Source organism: Flaviaestuariibacter terrae (genome assembly GCF_054777635.1).
In genome coordinates, this window is record NZ_BAAHAL010000008.1 from 1,397,228 (window position 1) to 1,413,699 (window position 16,472).

At 60.2% G+C, this 16,472-nt stretch carries 17 protein-coding genes; 6 read left to right on the forward strand and 11 right to left on the reverse strand.

Features of this window, described 5'->3' with window-relative positions; genetic code table 11:
* Window positions 1–42: 42 nt before the first annotated feature.
* From ACYU7Z_RS14255 to ACYU7Z_RS14285, 7 genes are all read right to left on the reverse strand, one after another.
* Window positions 43–1,107 carry a mechanosensitive ion channel family protein gene (locus ACYU7Z_RS14255; RefSeq protein ID WP_460571602.1) on the reverse strand — a complete coding sequence of 355 codons (1,065 nt, stop codon included), beginning with the start codon at window positions 1,105–1,107 and terminating at the stop codon, window positions 43–45.
* Between the two features lie 226 nt (window positions 1,108–1,333).
* Window positions 1,334–2,128 (reverse strand): hypothetical protein, encoded by a 795-nt coding sequence (locus tag ACYU7Z_RS14260; RefSeq protein WP_460571604.1) that lies wholly within the window; start codon window positions 2,126–2,128, stop codon window positions 1,334–1,336.
* An 83-nt stretch (window positions 2,129–2,211) separates the two neighbouring features.
* Window positions 2,212–2,991: a UDP-2,3-diacylglucosamine diphosphatase gene (locus ACYU7Z_RS14265; protein ID WP_460571606.1), complete on the reverse strand. Its 780-nt coding sequence runs from the start codon at window positions 2,989–2,991 to the stop codon at window positions 2,212–2,214.
* Between the two features lie 8 nt (window positions 2,992–2,999).
* Window positions 3,000–3,593 (reverse strand): LutC/YkgG family protein, encoded by a 594-nt coding sequence (locus ACYU7Z_RS14270; protein WP_460571608.1) that lies wholly within the window; start codon window positions 3,591–3,593, stop codon window positions 3,000–3,002.
* A gap of 35 nt (window positions 3,594–3,628) precedes the next feature.
* Window positions 3,629–5,701 carry an ATP-dependent metallopeptidase FtsH/Yme1/Tma family protein gene (gene ftsH / locus ACYU7Z_RS14275; RefSeq protein ID WP_460571610.1) on the reverse strand — a complete coding sequence of 691 codons (2,073 nt, stop codon included), beginning with the start codon at window positions 5,699–5,701 and terminating at the stop codon, window positions 3,629–3,631.
* Between the two features lie 68 nt (window positions 5,702–5,769).
* Window positions 5,770–6,132, reverse strand: a complete 363-nt coding sequence (gene rsfS, locus ACYU7Z_RS14280; protein WP_460571612.1) for a ribosome silencing factor — start codon at window positions 6,130–6,132, stop codon at window positions 5,770–5,772.
* Window positions 6,098–6,247 carry a hypothetical protein gene (locus tag ACYU7Z_RS14285; RefSeq protein WP_460571614.1) on the reverse strand — a complete coding sequence of 50 codons (150 nt, stop codon included), beginning with the start codon at window positions 6,245–6,247 and terminating at the stop codon, window positions 6,098–6,100. Before ACYU7Z_RS14285 ends, rsfS begins: the two co-directional genes overlap by 35 nt.
* Window positions 6,248–6,260: 13 nt before the next feature.
* On the opposite strand from ACYU7Z_RS14285, the gene ACYU7Z_RS14290 reads away from it, so the two are divergent.
* On the forward strand, window positions 6,261–7,136 hold the full coding sequence (locus ACYU7Z_RS14290; RefSeq protein ID WP_460571616.1) for a biotin--[acetyl-CoA-carboxylase] ligase: 876 nt from the start codon (window positions 6,261–6,263) through the stop codon (window positions 7,134–7,136).
* A 39-nt stretch (window positions 7,137–7,175) separates the two neighbouring features.
* Here ACYU7Z_RS14290 and ACYU7Z_RS14295 read toward each other — a convergent pair whose 3' ends face one another.
* Window positions 7,176–7,568, reverse strand: a complete 393-nt coding sequence (locus ACYU7Z_RS14295; protein WP_460571618.1) for an endonuclease domain-containing protein — start codon at window positions 7,566–7,568, stop codon at window positions 7,176–7,178.
* A gap of 594 nt (window positions 7,569–8,162) precedes the next feature.
* Here ACYU7Z_RS14295 and ACYU7Z_RS14300 point away from each other — a divergent pair.
* Window positions 8,163–8,492 carry a helix-turn-helix domain-containing protein gene (locus ACYU7Z_RS14300; RefSeq protein ID WP_460571620.1) on the forward strand — a complete coding sequence of 110 codons (330 nt, stop codon included), beginning with the start codon at window positions 8,163–8,165 and terminating at the stop codon, window positions 8,490–8,492.
* A 19-nt stretch (window positions 8,493–8,511) separates the two neighbouring features.
* Here the strand turns inward: ACYU7Z_RS14300 and ACYU7Z_RS14305 are convergent, their stop codons facing one another.
* Window positions 8,512–8,961, reverse strand: a complete 450-nt coding sequence (locus ACYU7Z_RS14305) for a hypothetical protein (RefSeq protein ID WP_460571622.1) — start codon at window positions 8,959–8,961, stop codon at window positions 8,512–8,514.
* 142 nt (window positions 8,962–9,103) lie between these two features.
* Between ACYU7Z_RS14305 and ACYU7Z_RS14310 the strand changes: the two genes are divergently transcribed.
* The gene (locus ACYU7Z_RS14310) at window positions 9,104–10,138 is read left to right on the forward strand and encodes a glycosyltransferase family protein (protein ID WP_460571624.1); all 1,035 of its coding nucleotides are present in this window, start codon (window positions 9,104–9,106) and stop codon (window positions 10,136–10,138) included.
* Here the strand turns inward: ACYU7Z_RS14310 and bcp are convergent.
* Both bcp and ACYU7Z_RS14320 read right to left on the reverse strand, forming a co-directional pair.
* Window positions 10,130–10,591 carry a peroxiredoxin gene (bcp, locus tag ACYU7Z_RS14315; protein WP_460571626.1) on the reverse strand — a complete coding sequence of 154 codons (462 nt, stop codon included), beginning with the start codon at window positions 10,589–10,591 and terminating at the stop codon, window positions 10,130–10,132. The two genes, ACYU7Z_RS14310 and bcp, sit on opposite strands and share 9 nt — an antisense overlap.
* 220 nt (window positions 10,592–10,811) lie before the next feature.
* Window positions 10,812–12,455 (reverse strand): M23 family metallopeptidase, encoded by a 1,644-nt coding sequence (locus ACYU7Z_RS14320; protein WP_460571628.1) that lies wholly within the window; start codon window positions 12,453–12,455, stop codon window positions 10,812–10,814.
* A 99-nt stretch (window positions 12,456–12,554) separates the two neighbouring features.
* Here ACYU7Z_RS14320 and ACYU7Z_RS14325 point away from each other — a divergent pair, with 99 nt between their 5' ends.
* From ACYU7Z_RS14325 to carB, 3 genes are all read left to right on the forward strand, one after another.
* Window positions 12,555–12,905: a hypothetical protein gene (locus ACYU7Z_RS14325; protein ID WP_460571630.1), complete on the forward strand. Its 351-nt coding sequence runs from the start codon at window positions 12,555–12,557 to the stop codon at window positions 12,903–12,905.
* A 202-nt stretch (window positions 12,906–13,107) separates the two neighbouring features.
* Entirely contained in the window at window positions 13,108–13,272 is a 165-nt protein-coding gene (locus ACYU7Z_RS14330) for a hypothetical protein (RefSeq protein WP_460571632.1), read from the forward strand.
* A gap of 258 nt (window positions 13,273–13,530) precedes the next feature.
* Window positions 13,531–16,353 carry a carbamoyl phosphate synthase large subunit gene (carB, locus tag ACYU7Z_RS14335; RefSeq protein ID WP_460571634.1) on the forward strand — a complete coding sequence of 941 codons (2,823 nt, stop codon included), beginning with the start codon at window positions 13,531–13,533 and terminating at the stop codon, window positions 16,351–16,353.
* Window positions 16,354–16,472: the final 119 nt, after the last annotated feature.

A 16,472-nucleotide genomic window follows, 5' to 3' on the forward strand; every position in this document is an offset into this window, starting at 1 on the left:
CAACCTGCCGGGACTTTTTTTATGTGCTACTGCGCGATGCGCTTACGGCGTGACCGCGATCTTTATGTCGAGTTGCGCCATCCGCTGCAGCACATAGAAGTTGATCTCCTGCTTCAGCGCTACGAACAGCGCATTCTCGATGCTCCGTGTATAATATTCGATGGTAACCACGATGCTGTTGGTACGGATGTCGGAGAGGGCAACCGTGGTCGACTGGATGTCTTTCTTTTCTTTCAGGAATGCGCGCACTTCCTGCAGCAATTGCTCTATTCGGTCGGGTGGCGTTTGTACGTGCAGGGTCAGCTCGAGAAAGCCGCGGAGCTGGGTGCGCCGCGATACGTTGTCGAGGATCGAATCGACCATCTGCTTGTTGGGCACCGTCACGTAGCTTTTGTCGGAGGTGCGGATCCGCGTGCTGCGGAGGCCGATCTTCTCCACGTTGCCCGATACGGTCTGAACCTTCACGAAGTCGCCGATGGTGAAGGGCTTGTCGAAGAAGATGACGAAGGAGGCGATAAGGTTCTCGAGGCTTTCGCGAAGGGCGAGCGCGATGGCCGCGCCAACGATGCTGAGGCCCGTGAGCAGCGTGCTGATGTTGTAGCCAAAGGCGAAACGCAGAATAAGGAGAACGCCGATTATCCCCACGATCACCTTGAGGAAGTCGCGGAAAAAGACGATCAGCTGGTACTCGCTCTGCGCGGGCTTTCCATCGCGCTGTTGCTGGAGCAAAACGGCGATGAAGTCGATGCTGCGGAGGATGAGCCACACGAGCGCACCGATCTGCAGGAGGATGCCGAGCGAAAGCAGCACCTGCTTGAGGTCGTACCTGTAGATCTCGACGTTGAGCTCCTGCGGGAAGTGCAGGCGGTACAGCGTTACGATCGATACGGTGATGACCAGGAAGATGCCGAGCGGGTGCACCACGAGGTCGGCGAAGGTGCGGGCGTCGAAGTTTTTCCAGACGCGGCCGAAGGCCCGGCAGGCGATCGCCGCCAGTCCCCGCGAAAGTGCCCGCTTCAGGAAAAAGACCAGCAGGATGATGCCGATGGCCCAGAGGTAAGCGCCGACCGTATTGTTTCCGATGACGTAGTGAAAGAATTCGCGCATGGGTCGTCAAAGATAAGCGAAGCCCGGCGCCGCCGTCGTTGCGAGGCAGCGTGCAGCGCCGGCTGACGAAGCATTGGGGGGTGAAGCGGCAGGTCAGGCAGTGCCCAGATAGCGCAAAAGATTGCTTCGTCCGCTCCGCTCCGTCGGAATGACGGTGCAGGGGCGCTTCCAATAACACAAAACGTAAAACCCCAAACGTAAAACCTAAAACGTAAAACTTCAGAAATCAGAACCCAACCCGGTACACCGACACCGAATCCTTGCCCAGCGCAAAGAGCTTGCTGTTGCTCACGAGGTAGCGGCGGAAGGAACCGAAGGAGGAGGGGAACTGGTATTGCCGCTGCAGCAGCGTGCCGGTATTGAGCAGCACAAGCGCCGAGCCCTGCACGCCCACGAGCTGCCGGTCGAGGAGGCCGAAGTAGGCCCAGCTCTCCACCGGGTACTTGCGCTGGAACGTCCCGTAATAATCGAACACGAGCACCCCGGCTTTCGGGTCGAAGAGGTACACGGATTTATCCTGGTCCACGATCTTCTCGGGTACGAAGCTGAAGTTGAACAGCTGGCGGAAGTCGGGCGTTTCGAGCAGCCAGCGCCCCGACTCATCGATCTTCCGGAGCTTGCTTTCGACGGCGTCGAAGACCCAGATATTGTTGTCGAAAGCGGTGGCCGCCGCCGAGGCCTGCGCAATACGCACGCGGCGAAGGTCGATCACGGACTTCTGCGCCAGCAGGCGGTCGAGGAGCACGATGCTCGAAAAATCCTTGTAGAACAGCAAGGGCCGCAGCGGGTTGCTGACGTCGATGGCATGGAGCCGCCCGAAGCGCCGCACGTTGTTGAACACGGCCACGGAGTCTCCGGCGGGACCGTATTTCTTCAGCAGCCCCGTAGGCGTTACGAGGTACAGGTTGTCGAGCCCGTCGACGGCGAAGTCGGTTGCCTCGACGCGGATAGTGCGGAGAAGCTGGAATGTTGAGTCCTGTGCGCTGAGGCGGGAACAACAGAACAGCAGAACAAGGAACAAGGAACAAGGAATCACGAAGGGAATTTCGAATTCTGACTTCGCTTCAGCTTTCCTGATTCCTTGTTCCTTGTTCGATATTCCCGTCATCCTCTTACAATTTTATCATCCATGCCCGTATACGATTTGAGCTCGAGCTCCGTTCCGTCGAACACGGCGTAGGTGAAGTAGATCACCCAGTCGCCGAGGTTGATGTAGCGGCTCTCATCGGATAGACGAAAATCGATGGGCAGGTGTCTATGCCCGAAGATGAAATAGTCGACTTTTTTCTGGGCCAGCACTTCCTTCGAGTAGGTGATGAGCCATTCGTTGTCGGCGCCGTGGAAGACCTCCTCGCTGTGCTCGCCGCCGCGGCTTTTGCGGCTGAAGTAATCGGCGAGGCCGATGCCCATGCGGGGCGGCAGTACGCCGAAGCTCCAGCGGGCAAGCGGGTTGCGGAACAGCTTCTTGAGCGCCTTGTAGCCGTGGTCGCCGGGGCCGAGGCCGTCGCCGTGGGCCACGTGAAAGAGCTTGCCGTTGAAGGTGAACTCCTGGGCTTCGTAGTATACCGGCGTATTGAGCTCCTTCTGCAGGTAGTCCTTCATCCACATGTCGTGGTTGCCCACGAAGAAGTGTACGGGGATGCCGCTGTCGCTGATCTCGGCCCATTTGCCGAGGAGGCGCACATAGCCTTTCGGCACCACGTGCCTGTATTCGTACCAGAAGTCGAACACATCGCCCACGATGAAGATGGCGGCGGCGTCTTTCCGGGCTTCCTCGAGGAAGCGCACAATGAGGCGCTCACGTTCGAGGCTTTTCTCGTGGTTGGGCGCGCCCAGGTGGAAATCGGAAAGAAAATAGACTTTTTTTCCGGGGGGCAGTTGCATGCGCAAGGTTACGTTGTTGCGGTAAGATCGTCAACTAAAAACAGGTACACTTCCTTGGGGCCGTGCACGCCGGTAACGAGCGTTTTCTCGATGTCGGCGGTGCGGCTCGGGCCGGTGGCGAAGGATATCTGCGAGGGGAGTCGGCCGCCGTAGCGCTGCTGGAGGAGCTTGAGGGCATCGCCCAGGTCGTACACCAGCTGCGAGGCATAGGCCACGCACACGTGCACCGGCGCATACACCGAGGCCACGCGGCCGCCGTTCTTCGCGCTGAGCACGATGGAGCCGGTACGCGCCACGAGGGCCTCGCAGTTGGTTACCGAAGCGTCGCAGCTGACGATGTCGCTGCTGCGCCAGCGCTCCGGCACGAGACCCGGGAAGCTTCCTTCGGGCACATAGATCTTCGTCCATTCCTGCCCGGCGCGCAGGGCTTCGAAGCCGGCTGCGAGCTCCTCCTCGTTGAGGCAGAAGGCGAATTTTCCCTGGAGCTTGGTGAACTCCTCGGCGAAAACAACCACGATGTCGTCTTCGGCCTGGGGCTGCACCACGGAGTCCGATCCTTCGCTTTTCGGAAAAGGAATTGGCGTTGATTGTGTCAACGCCATCCTGATTTTCTTGAATATGTTGTTCTTGGAACCACTCATTTGCTGGTCGGTTGCTGGTTCATAATACCCGGATCGTAGGGCGGAACGCCTTCGGAAATGCCACCATCGGGCGTGGCTTCGATACCGTCTTCGGCAAGGGGCTTGTGCGTACCGAAGGGGCGGGCGCCGATGAGGGCTTCCACGTCGCTCTGGAAGAGCACTTCCTTCTCGAGCAGCGCCTCGGCGAGCTTTTCCACGTCGCCGCGCTTGTCGGTGAGAAGCTTCTTGGTGCGGACATACGCCTCGTCGATCAGCTTGCGCACTTCCTCGTCGATGATCTTGGCGGTCTCATCCGAATAAGGCTTCTGGAACGAGTTGTCGGCCTGCGGGTCGTAGTAGGAGATGTTGCCCACCTTGTCGTTCATGCCGTAGATCGTCACCATCGAGTAGGCGATGCGGGTGATCTGTTGCAGGTCGTTCTGGGCGCCGGTGGAGATCTTTCCGAAGAAGATCTCTTCGGCTGCGCGGCCGCCGAGGGTCATGCAGATCTGGTCGCCGAGCTGGTCGGTGTTGTAGAGATACTGCTCCTTGGGGGTATACTGGGCGTAGCCGAGGGCCGCGGTGCCGCGGGGAACGATCGTCACCTTCAGCAGCGGGTAGGCGTGCTCGAGGTACCAGCCGCAGATGGCGTGGCCGGCCTCGTGGTAGGCGATGATTTTCTTTTCCTCGGGGGAGATGATCTTGTTCTTTTTCTCGAGGCCACCGATCACGCGGTCGACGGCGTCCTGGAAGTCGCTCATGTCGACGGCAGTCTTGCCTTTACGGGCGGCAATGAGGGCGGCCTCGTTGCACACGTTGGCGATATCGGCGCCTGCGAAGCCCGGCGTTTGCTCGGCGATCTTGTGGATGTCCACTTTCTCCGAAACTTTAATGGGCTTCAGGTGCACCTTGAAGATGGCCTCGCGGCCTTTCAGGTCGGGCTTGTCGATGGTGATCTGGCGGTCGAAGCGGCCGGGGCGGAGCAGGGCCGTGTCGAGTACGTCGGGGCGGTTGGTGGCGGCCAGCACGATGATGCCGGAGTCGGTACCGAAGCCGTCCATCTCCACCAGCAGCTGGTTGAGGGTCGACTCGCGCTCGTCGTTGCTCATCATCATGTTCTTGCCACGGGCGCGACCGATGGCGTCGATCTCGTCGATGAAGATGACGCAGGGTGCTTTCTCACGGGCCTGGCGGAAGAGGTCACGCACGCGGGAAGCGCCCACGCCGACGAACATTTCCACGAAGTCGGAGCCCGACAGCGAGAAGAAGGGAACCTGTGCCTCGCCGGCCATGGCTTTTGCCAGCAGCGTCTTACCGGTGCCCGGAGGGCCTACCAGCAGGGCGCCCTTGGGGATCTTGCCGCCGAGGGAGGTGTATTTTTTGGGATTGCGGAGGAAGTCGACGATCTCCATCACTTCCACCTTGGCTTCGTCGAGGCCGGCCACGTCGGCAAAGGTGATGTTGACGCGGGTGCCTTTATCGAAGAGCGTTGCCTTGGATTTGCCGATGTTGAAAATGCCGCCCGGCCCCGATCCGCCTCCGGCGCCGCCGCCCATCTTGCGCATCAGGAGTACCCAGATGGCGATGAAGAAAAGCACCGGGAGAACGATGCTGGTAAGGGGCTGGAACCAGTTCGTCTCGTTCTCCACGTCGGAGGAGGGCTGGTTGGGCGCGGGGATCTTGGCCTGCGTGTAGTAGTCGTTGAGCTCCTTGCGCACGTCTTCGTTGGAGGAGATCTTGAAGTAAAACTGCGGGCCCTCGTCGGAGAGGTGATTGTTATTGAGCTTCTGGTATTTGGGCACCGCGTCGGGACGCAGGTACACGCGGACCATGTCGCGGTTGTCGACGATAACGTATTTCGATACTTCCCCGTCGGCGATCATCGTCTTGAAGCGGTCCAGCGAGATCTTCCCGTTGGTGGAGAAGGAGGGGCCGAAGAACTGGAAGCCGATAATAACGGCGAAAATGATCACGTAGACCCAGTAGATGCTGAAGCGGGGGCCTTTGCGGGGCGAGTTATCGCCGCCCGGGCGACCCGGAATCCGGGGAATGCGGTTCTTGCTGTCCTTGTTGTACGGTTCTTGTGCCATGTTGGTTGTAATAGATCTTCTGTTGAATCGGTATCTTCTGCAGCAAAGGCCCTCATCGGGCCCTTTCCTCAGTCCTGGTGCTCCTGCAGCACGGCGTCGCTCCACATTTCTTCGAGGCGATAGAACTTCCGCGACTCGGGGTGCATCACGTGTACCACGATGTTGACGAAGTCGAGCAGCACCCATTGGAGGTTCTGCTTGCCTTCCTGGTGGTAAACGCTCTCACCGCACTCGCGCTTGACGAGGTCTTCCACGTTGTCGGCGATAGCCCGTACCTGGGGACCGCTGGGCGCTTCGCAGATGATGAAAAAATCAGCTACGGCCTCGTCGATCTTCCGCAGGTCGAGGGATACTATGTTTTCACCTTTCTTCTCCTGGATGGCCTTGAGTATGGTTTTAAAGAGTTTCGAGTTCCGGGTCAGTCGCGTCACGTTCTTTTTCCGGTTTGCCAGAGCTGCTATTTGTTCCAAATACGAATCCTTTTTGTGTTAATAAAAATGCTGCTTGTCCGGAAGGTACGCCGGTGAAGTGGAATAGTTTTGCCAAAAATAAGTACAATTTGCTACCCGCTCCGAAACGCCTCGGCGCTCCATTTATCGAACTGCAACAGGTTGACAGCACCAACAACTATGCCACCGCCCTGGCGCATGCGGGGTTGGCGGAGCATGGTACGGCGGTGCTGGCAAAGGCGCAGACGGCAGGCAAGGGACAGCGCCACAAGGGCTGGACTGCCGAGCCTGGAGCCAACATCACCATGAGCCTCCTGCTGCGGCCCTTTCTGCTGCCCGGACCCGACGGCGCACCCCTGTCGATCGGCGATGCCTTTTACCTCAGCGCCGCCGCCGCCCTCGGCGTACAGCGCTTTTTTGCCGCGTACGCCGGCGAAGAAACTTTTGTTAAATGGCCCAACGACCTCTACTGGCGTGACAGAAAGGCAGGCGGTATCCTCATTGAGAACATCTTCGCGGGTTCCGACTGGAAGTGGGCCGTCGTCGGAACCGGCATCAATATCAACCAGGCCGACTTCGGCGACCTCGCCGGCCGTGCGGTTTCGCTGCGCCAGATCACCGGCCGCGAACGCGACATCCGCAGCCTTGCCCTCGAGCTGTGCGGTTCGATCGAAGCGGCTCTCGAGCAGCTCGCCCTCGACCGCGACTCGGTGCTCAGCGACTACCACCGTGTGCTGTACCGGCTCGGGGAGACCGTGCGCTTCCGCAAGGGCGGGCGCGTGTTCGAGGCCGAGGTGCTCGGCGTTACCAGCACGGGCCGCCTCCGGGTGCGGCATGGTGTTGAAGAAGAATTTGCGGTAGGAGAGGTGGAGTGGGTGCTGGGCTCAGCCCCGGAAGGCCCAGCCCCAGCCCAGGAAGGCCCATCCCCCCTGCCCCCTTCCCGAGGGGAAGGGGGAGATGGAGTCGGTCCCAACTTACTCCACTGAAGCCCCCCTCCTTCGGGAGGGGTCGGGGGTGGGCCGGGCCTAACCGCCCAACGCCTCCAGGATCCGCTCCTCCACCCAACGGGGGCGCTGCAGCACGTCTTCATTTGAAAAGCGGATGACCCGGAAGCCCATTGCTTCCAGCTTTTTGCTGCGTTCGGCGTCGGTTTCCTGCTGATCGCGCTCCAGGTGAATGGAGCCATCCACTTCCACGATCAGCGCGTGCTGCAGGCAGGCAAAGTCAACGATGTATCGCTGGATGATGTATTGGCGGCGAAACTTGTAGCTTTCGAGCCGCTTCCCTCTCAGGGCCTTCCAGAGCCGCCTTTCGGCGGGGGTGGGATGCTGCCGGTTGTGACGGGCAAACTCCTGCAACCGGGCATATACCTTGGGGTCAGCCCGGTAATATTCGAATCGGTTGGGATTGAAGTACATGAACCAAACCTATCGGCGCCCCGCTTCAATTCCCGGTGAAAAACCTCAGGGTTTTGCGGGATTTTTCCCGGCCCACCCCGGCCCACCCCCAGCCCCTCCCGAAGGGAGGGGAGTTTCCTTCGAGTAAGGCTGTAACTGAAACCATCTCCCCCTTCCCCTCGGGAAGGGGGCGGGGGGATGGGCCTTCCGGGGCCGGGCCTCTTTTCGTATCTTAACCCCACTGAACCCATCCGCATGGCAACTGAAACCCAACTACTCCACGAAGAGATCCGGCGGCTCAATGCTGTCGTTCGGATCCTGGCCGACCGCAACCTAGAGCTCGAGTCGCAATTGGCGGCCCTCACATCCATTGACAGCGGGGTGCCTCCCGGAATTGCAGCTAGGCGTACGGAACCGGTTCCGGCGCCGATGGAAATCTGGGCTGGGAGTGCGAACGGAGTTCCTGCGCCTGTGTTCAATTTGGAGGGGCGTACAAATGAAATTCCTGCGCCGCTGCAAAATTCAGCCGGGTGGAAAAACCGGATCCAGGCTCCTGCGCAAAATCAGCATGGGCGTATCGATCGCATTCATATAGCCACGGTAATACCGGCGCGGATGGATGCACAAGCGGTTGCGCCGGGGCGGATGCTGCTGGCACCGCTCCCCGCCGAGGAAGACCTCGTACGAACGCTGAAGAAGGCCGGCCTCGGTAATGTGCCCAACGACGGCGTGCTCCGGGCGGCCCGGCTCCTGCTTTGGGTAGCGGGAAGACCCGAGCCCATCACGTACGCCGACATCAGCCGCAGCCTTCACCTAAGCGAGAGCGGAGCCTGCAAGCTGGTAAGCTCGCTACGCCGCCGCTCCTTGCTGGAGCGCAGCGGCTGGCAGCGCCTCCGCCTTACCGAGGTAGCGCGGAAGCTGCTGTACAAAGACCCAACCGTCTGAACCTTCGCCAACTACCGGCTTATTGCTTCACGAAGCGGTCAACCACCTCCTCGCGCTGGCGATAGGTGATCTCGAGGATGTTACCGTTGAGGGTGTAGGGCGCGTCGACCGACATACCGCCATCGTTCATGAACGTGAGGGTGCCGGGGCGCGACTCCCTGTATTGGCTGAACTGGCCGAGGTACGGATGTCCGCCGGAAATCAGCTTGCCCTCCATGAAGGTGACGACGAACTGTTGGTCGGCGGGTTGCTGCACCCAGTAGTGGTTGCCGTCGCCCTGGTTGTAGCGGGTTTCAATACGGCGCCAGGAGCCTTCCACCGGGCTGTACGCCCCGACCCTGCCGGTTGTATTTACGGTTGTGCTCGTCGTTGTTTCTGCCGGCTGCGCGGCGTTCATATCGTTGAGTGCCGATTTCTTCGAGCACCCGACTGCGGCCACAAATAGGACCGGGAAAAATAGTTTACGCATAGGATTACGTTTATAGCTAACCTTCCCCAAACAAAAACTGTGTGAGAAATGGCCGCCAGCTCTGCGCTGCGCCGTTTTCCTGTTTAAAAGAGGCGCAGATTTTGCAGCAACAACGGTCCCGGCCTATTGCCCGAAGCCCCTTATGTCCGACGTTTACCGCGTATATCTCTACCCAGAAACCCCGTTCGGGCGCCAGGAGGGCGCCAACGATTACCTGCAGCGTCTCCGCGCCGCGCTGAGCGGGCCTTTTGACGTCATCAACCAGCCCACGACGCTGGGTCTTTTCGACCTCGCGCGAAAGCTCCCGCATACCGATATCGTCTATTTCAACTGGATCGAAGACGTGGCCGACAAGCGTCACGGCTATGTGCAGCTGCTGCTGCTCGTATTCATCCTGCTTTATTGCCGGCTGACGGGCAAGCAGGTTGTATGGTTTGTGCACAATGTGCTCTCGCACTATCCCCGCAACCGGGCGGCCAAGCGCCTCACCACGGCCCTGATGCGCCGCTTTGCCGATACCGTGCTGGCCCATGCGCCGGGCGCGGAAGCCGTTGCCGGCGACCGGCCGGTGGCCATTTTCGATCACCCGGTGCCGGAGCCCGTTCCGATGCCCGAAGTCGAGCCGGCCTTCGACCTGGTGCTCTGGGGCTCCGTAAGTCCTTACAAAGGGGTGCTGGAATTTGTGCGGCTCCATGCGGAGCGCCCGGAGCTACGCCGGCTTAAGGTGCTGATCGCCGGCCGCTTTGCGTCGCAGGAGTTGTATGAAGCGGTGACGGCCGCCGCCGACGCCAACGTAACGATCCGGAACCGGATGATCCCCGAAGCCGAAATGCCGGGGCTGCTGGCCGAGGCGCGCTACGTGCTCTTCGCCTACCATTCGCCGTCCGTGCTGGGCTCGGGTGCCCTGAGCAAAACGCTTTCCTACGGCAAGACCGTGATCGGTCCCGACCGCGGCGCCTTCCGCGCACTGGCGCAGAAAGGATTGATCTACACCTACCGCGACCTCACCGAGCTGGCCGCGCTGCCCGGCCGCCTGCAGCAGGAGGAGCGCCAAGTCGACCCGGAAACGCTGCGAGCCTACGCGCTTGCCAATAGCTGGGCGCACTTCGGCGAATTCCTCCACGAGGAGCTGCAGCGCCCGCAGGAGCGCGGGTCCTGGGGTTTTGTACTACGCTGATTTAAGGATTTCCTCGGCGTGCTGCTTGTTGCGGGGGCGGAGGAAGATCTTGCTGATGTTGCCTTTTTCATCGATCACGAACGTGGTGCGGTGCAGGCCGATCACCTTGTTGCCGTACATATTCTTTTCGCCCCATACACCATACTTTTCAATGATGCTCCGCTTCGGGTCGGCAATGAGCGGGAAGGGCAGGCTGAATTTCTGCTCGAACTTCTTGTGCGAGGCGCTGTCGTCGGGGCTTACGCCGAGCACCACGTAGCCGGCTTTTTTCAATAGCCCGTAGTTGTCGCGCAGGTTGCAGCTTTGCACCGTGCATACCGGCGTGTCGTCGGCGGGGTAGAAGTAGAGCACGACCTTCTGGCCCTTGAAATCGGAAAGCGAAACTTTATTGCCGTCCTGGTCGATACCCGAAAAGGCGGGGGCTTTGTCGCCGGCTTTGAGGTGCGTAGGCATGAGAACAGTTTGTAGTTTGGAGTTTGGAGTTTGACGTTCGCGGGCGAAGGTAACACGGCCGCAGTTCGCGTAGCGAACCGGGGCCGTCATTGCGAGCGCAGCGAAGCAAGCCCGTGCGTTACGCGGAAGGCTTAGCCCTGCACGATACCCGATGAAGTTTTCCTTTTGTGTGAAACTGTCCTGCTAGCGACGAGTTTGCTTCGCTATGCTCGCAATGACGCTAGCGCGTCACCGTCCACTCCCTGACCGTCTTATTCCCCGCCTCATCCTCCACGGTTGCCTTCAGCTGGTGGGTGCCTGCCGGGAAGTGCTCGTCGAAGCTGTAGATCCAGCTTTTGCCTTTGTCGTTGGAGCAGCGGAGCCACTGGCCGTCGACCTCGAGGCGGAAGGAGCGGATCGTTTCGTGGTTGTCGCGCGGTATGAAGACCAGCGCCCCACGGCCGCGGAGGTTCGTGGGCGGCGCGTTGACGGTCGGCGGCTCGCGGTCGACGAGGAGCTCGTAGGTTCCGAACTGCCGGAAGCGGGCCATGGCCCAGGCGCCGTTCCAGCGGGCGCGCTCCACGTAGGTCTTGCTTCCGCAGCGGTTGCGGATGATGCAGCGGTCGCGGTCGGCGGCGGCCATACCGGCGCCGGCGGCAATCCGTACCGTCACCGAATCATGCGCCGGGATGGAGGACGGGAGCACCGTATATACGCGACCCGCGGCGCCTTCGCTGACCGAATAGGCAGCCGGCACCGTATCGTACACCGTATGCTCGCCGGTATAGAGCTCAAAGTCGGGCCGCTCGAAGACGTTGACGTTGTTGGGAAGGAAGGGCTCGGCACCGTAGTCGGCCCGCGGGCGCGCCAGCGCCGGATCGTATTGCGCCTGCAGGCTTCGCCGCGTAATATTCCCGGCCGCATCGGCGATCTCGATCAGCACCTGGTGCGGCGCTTCGTCGTCGAGGTGCACGGAGCCGTCGCCGTTGTACACTTTGTAGGCCACCTGCGTGGCGCCGGGAAGCGGCGTAAGTTGTTGCAGGTCGGCGCCGCCGCGCTGCTTGTAGGGATAATCGAGCTGCGCGTTGATGGCGCGGGTTTCGTCGTAGCTGATGTTGTTGAGGCGGAACCCGGAAACGGGCTGACCGTCCACCAGCAGTCGGCCGCTGAAAATGCCGTTGGGATTGTTGGAGCCGCTGAAGCGATCGGTGGCGCTCACGGCAAAGGAGATGCGCCGCGCGCCGACGCGCACGGTGCTGCCGGCGGTGACGAACTGCGGTGCCTGTGTCCAGGTGCTCCGCGTGCGGTCGTACAGCGCGATCCGCCCTACTGTGGGCGGCACGGCGTCGGCGATGGGCATCCCGAAGAGCAGCGGGTTGAGGCAGGCCTCCGTCTTTGTATCGCGGATCTCGAAGTGCACATGCGGCCCCTGCGAGCCGCCCGTGGAGCCGCTCAGCGCGATGTACTGTCCCTTCTTCAGGGGGAACTGGCCTTCCTTCGGGATGAACTCGCCGGCCCAGCTTTCGCGGGCATATTGCTCGCTTTTGACCCATTGCGCCAACTCGGGGTAAAAGGCGTTGAGGTGCGCGTAAAGGGTTGTGAAGCCGTTGGGATGCGCGATGTAGATGGCCTGCCCGAAGCCGCCGGGCTCCACCACGACGCGGGTCACGTAGCCCTCGGCGGCCGCGTATACGGGCAGGTTCACGCGCTGCTGCGTGCGGATGTCGAGACCCATATGCCAGTGGTTGGTCCGGATCTCGCCGAAGTTGGCCACGAGCTGCATCGGGATATCGAGCGGGTTGCGGAAGTAATCTTGCGGGTATTCCTGGGCGCCGGCAACAAGAGCGGAGGCCAAGGAGAGTACGGACAGGGTCGTTCGGATCATCAGGAGAAACTATTGGGCTTGCGGTAAAACAATCTTCGTACCGGCAAAACTGCAGGGAATCAGGGAATAATTATTGCAGCGCTTTGCCAAAAAACAACTATGTCACTCAGCAACAAGCAGCTCGCTACCTTCCTGCTCGGCGCCGCCGCGGCCTTTGGTGCCTACAAGTACGCCAACATGACCGACGAGGAAAAAGAGAAGCTCGCCGCTTCCCTGAAAGAGAAGGCCAACATGCTTAAGGATACGGCCCTCGATGCCGAAGACAAGGCCGCTGACTACTTCAACGAGCTCAAGACGAAAGGTGTGGACGCCTTCAAGGAGCACATGCCCAAGGTGGAGGAGTTCTTCGAGAACCTCTTTGGCAAAGGCAAGGGCGTCGACGGTACACAGCCCTCCCCCTCCGGCGCCGCTGGCGCTGCGGGCGGCCAGACGGGGAACATGGGTGAGTAGTCTGCTAATAAAATAGTCTGCTAGTCTGCTGATTAGATAGTTTTCTAAGTAACGAATGCGTTCTCTCAAACAGGCATTTGCGTTGTTGGCAGAGAAAAATCATTAGCAGATTAGCAGACCAGCAGATTAGCAGATTGTTTTCTGGCATGCTATTTTGAAGTGTAGGGCGTAACCTATTTTGTAAAACACTCAAATAAGAACTATGGTACGCTTACTCACACTGGCAGGCCTTGCTGCCGCCGGATATTACGCTTATTCGAAACTGACCCCCGAGCAGAAGCAGCAGCTCGTTGATAAGGGCCGCGCCCTCGCCAGCAAGCTCCCGCTCGATAAGATGACGGGTGCCCTCGGCAAAGCCGGACTGTAATCCCGGATTTAGGATCTCGGATCTCTGATGTGATCAGATCCGACATCCGACATCCTACATCAGACATTTCCCTCACCGCCTTCGGGCGGTTTTTTTATGGGTACCCTAACATGCATTGCTTTAGTTTTGCCCCCCGGGCCGCCGCCCGGTTGTCATCCCGCGCCAATCGCGGGATCTTTTAAGCGTCCGGATGACTTTTTTTGAGTGAGCCGGGCGTAGCGAAGGGCCGGAAAACGGCGGTCCCGCCTATTACAAAAAATGCCCAAGGACCCCTCGATCAAAACCGTCCTGATCATCGGATCAGGCCCCATCATCATCGGACAAGCCGCTGAATTCGATTACTCCGGAACCCAGGCCGCCCGCAGCCTCGCCGAAGAAGGCATCCGGGTCATCCTAATCAACTCGAACCCCGCCACCATCATGACCGACCCCATGATGGCCGACCGGGTGTATCTCCTGCCCCTTACTGTGGAAAGCCTCGAGCAGATACTCGAGGAAAACGAGATCGACGCCGTGCTCCCCACCATGGGCGGGCAAACGGCCCTCAACCTCGCGAAGGAAGCCGAAGACCTCGGCGTGTGGGAAAAATACGGCGTGCGCCTGATCGGTGTCGACATCAAGGCCATCGACAAGGCCGAAGACCGCGAGCAGTTCCGCCAGTGGATGCTGCGCCTCGGTGTACCGGTGGCGCCGGCCAAAACGGCCAACTCCTTCCTCGAAGGAAAAGAATTTGCCCAGCAGATCGGCTTCCCGCTCGTCATCCGCCCCTCGTTTACACTCGGCGGAACCGGTGGCGGCTTCGTACACGGCCCCGACGACCTTGACGAGGCCCTGCAGCGCGGCCTTCAGGCTTCGCCCATCCACGAAGTGCTCGTGGAGCAGGCCGTGCTCGGTTGGAAAGAATACGAGCTCGAGCTCCTCCGCGACGCCAACGACAACGTCGTGATCATCTGCACCGTCGAAAACTTCGACCCCATGGGCGTGCACACCGGCGACTCCATCACCGTGGCGCCGGCCATGACCCTTTCTGATACGGCCTTCCAGCTGATGCGCAATACCGCCATCATGATGATGCGCGACCTGGGCAACTTCGCCGGCGGCTGCAACGTGCAGTTTGCCCTCGACCCCGAAACCGAAAGCATCATCGCCATCGAGATCAACCCGCGTGTGAGCCGATCGTCGGCACTTGCCTCCAAGGCCACGGGTTACCCGATCGCCAAGATCGCCGCCAAGCTCGCCATCGGCTATACGCTCGACGAGCTGCAGAACCCCATCATCAAAACAACGTCCGCCTACTTCGAGCCCGCGCTCGACTACGTGATCGTTAAGATCCCGCGCTGGAACTTCGACAAGTTCAAGGGCGCCGACGACACACTCGGCCTGCAGATGAAATCGGTAGGCGAGGTGATGGCCATCGGCCGCTCCTTTACCGAGGCCATCCAGAAGGCCTGCCAGAGCCTCGAGAACAATGCCGTCGGCCTTGGCTACTACGGCAAAAGCGGCATGCGCGCCGAGGAACTCCTCGAATACATCAAGACCCCGAAGTGGGACCGCATCTTCCGCATCAAGGACGCGCTGATGCTAGGCGTGTCGGTCAACACCATCGCCAAGGCAACGCGGATCGACAAGTGGTTCCTCTACGAGATCCAGAAGATCGTGGCTATCGAAAAGGAGCTCGAGAACTACTGGCTCCACGAGCTTCCCGAAGACCTGCTGCGCCGCGCCAAGGCGCACGGCTTCTCCGACGACCAGATCGCGAAGATCATCACCGACGGATCGGAAGACGAAGTGTACGAGCGCCGCAAGGAGCTCGGCATGACCCGCGTGTGGAAGATGGTCGATACCTGCGCTGCCGAGTTCGAGGCGCAGACCCCGTATTTCTACAGCACCTTCGAGGAAGGCCATAGCAACGAAAGCAAGCGCAGCGACAAGAAGAAGGTGATCGTGCTCGGCTCGGGTCCCAACCGCATCGGGCAGGGCATCGAGTTCGACTACTGCTGCGTCCACGGCCTGCTCGCCATCCGCGAGTGCGGCTACGAATCGATCATGGTCAACTGCAACCCCGAGACCGTGTCCACCGACTTCGACATCGCCGATAAACTTTACTTCGAGCCCGTGTTCTGGGAGCACCTCCGCGAGATCATCGAGTACGAAAAGCCCGTCGGCGTTATCGTGCAGCTTGGCGGACAGACGGCCCTCAAGCTCGCGAAGAAGCTGCAGGAACACGGCATCCCGATCATCGGCACCTCCTACGACAACATGGATATCGCTGAAGACCGCGGCCGCTTCTCCGACCTGCTGAAAGAGCTCGAGATCCCTTACCCTCAGTACGGAACCGCCACAGATGTTGACGAGGCGATTGCCGTGGCCAACCAGGTGGGCTACCCCGTTCTGGTGCGTCCCAGCTACGTGCTTGGCGGCCAGCGGATGCGGATCGTGATCAACGATGAGGAAGTGGAAAAGGCGGTGATCTCGCTGCTGAAGCATATCCCCGGCAACAAGATCCTGATCGACCACTTCCTCGACCGCTGCCAGGAAGCCGAGATCGACGCCCTATTCGACGGCGAGAACTTCCACGTGATGGGCGTGATGGAGCACATCGAGCCCGCGGGGATCCACTCCGGAGACTCCAACGCCGTGCTGCCCGCCTTCAACCTGACACCGCTGACGGTGGCCACGATGGAAAGCTACGCGGAGAAGATCGCGCGCGCTCTCAACATCGAGGGTCTCATCAACATCCAGTTTGCCATCAAGGACGGCAACGTGTTCGTGATCGAAGCCAACCCGCGTGCCTCGCGCACGACGCCGTTCATCGCGAAGGCCTACGAAATTCCCTACCTCAATATCGCCACGCGCATCATGCTCGGCGCCAACAAGCTCACCGACTTCACGTACGAGAAAAAGCTCCAGGGCTACGCCATCAAGGAGCCGGTGTTCTCGTTCAACAAGTTCCCCAACGTGAACAAGGAGCTCGGCCCCGAGATGAAAAGCACCGGCGAGGCCATCCGCTTTATCAAGGACCTCCGCGACCCGTACTTCCGCCAGCTGTATAAGGACCGGAGCATGTACTTGAGCCGGTAAGGTGAGCGGGTGAACAGTGAGTAAGTGAGCTAAGGCGGATCGCAATGCGATCCGCCTTTTTCGTGGCAGTTGCTCACCGCTGACCCGCTCACCGCTCACCTTTTCCGTCGTACCTTTGC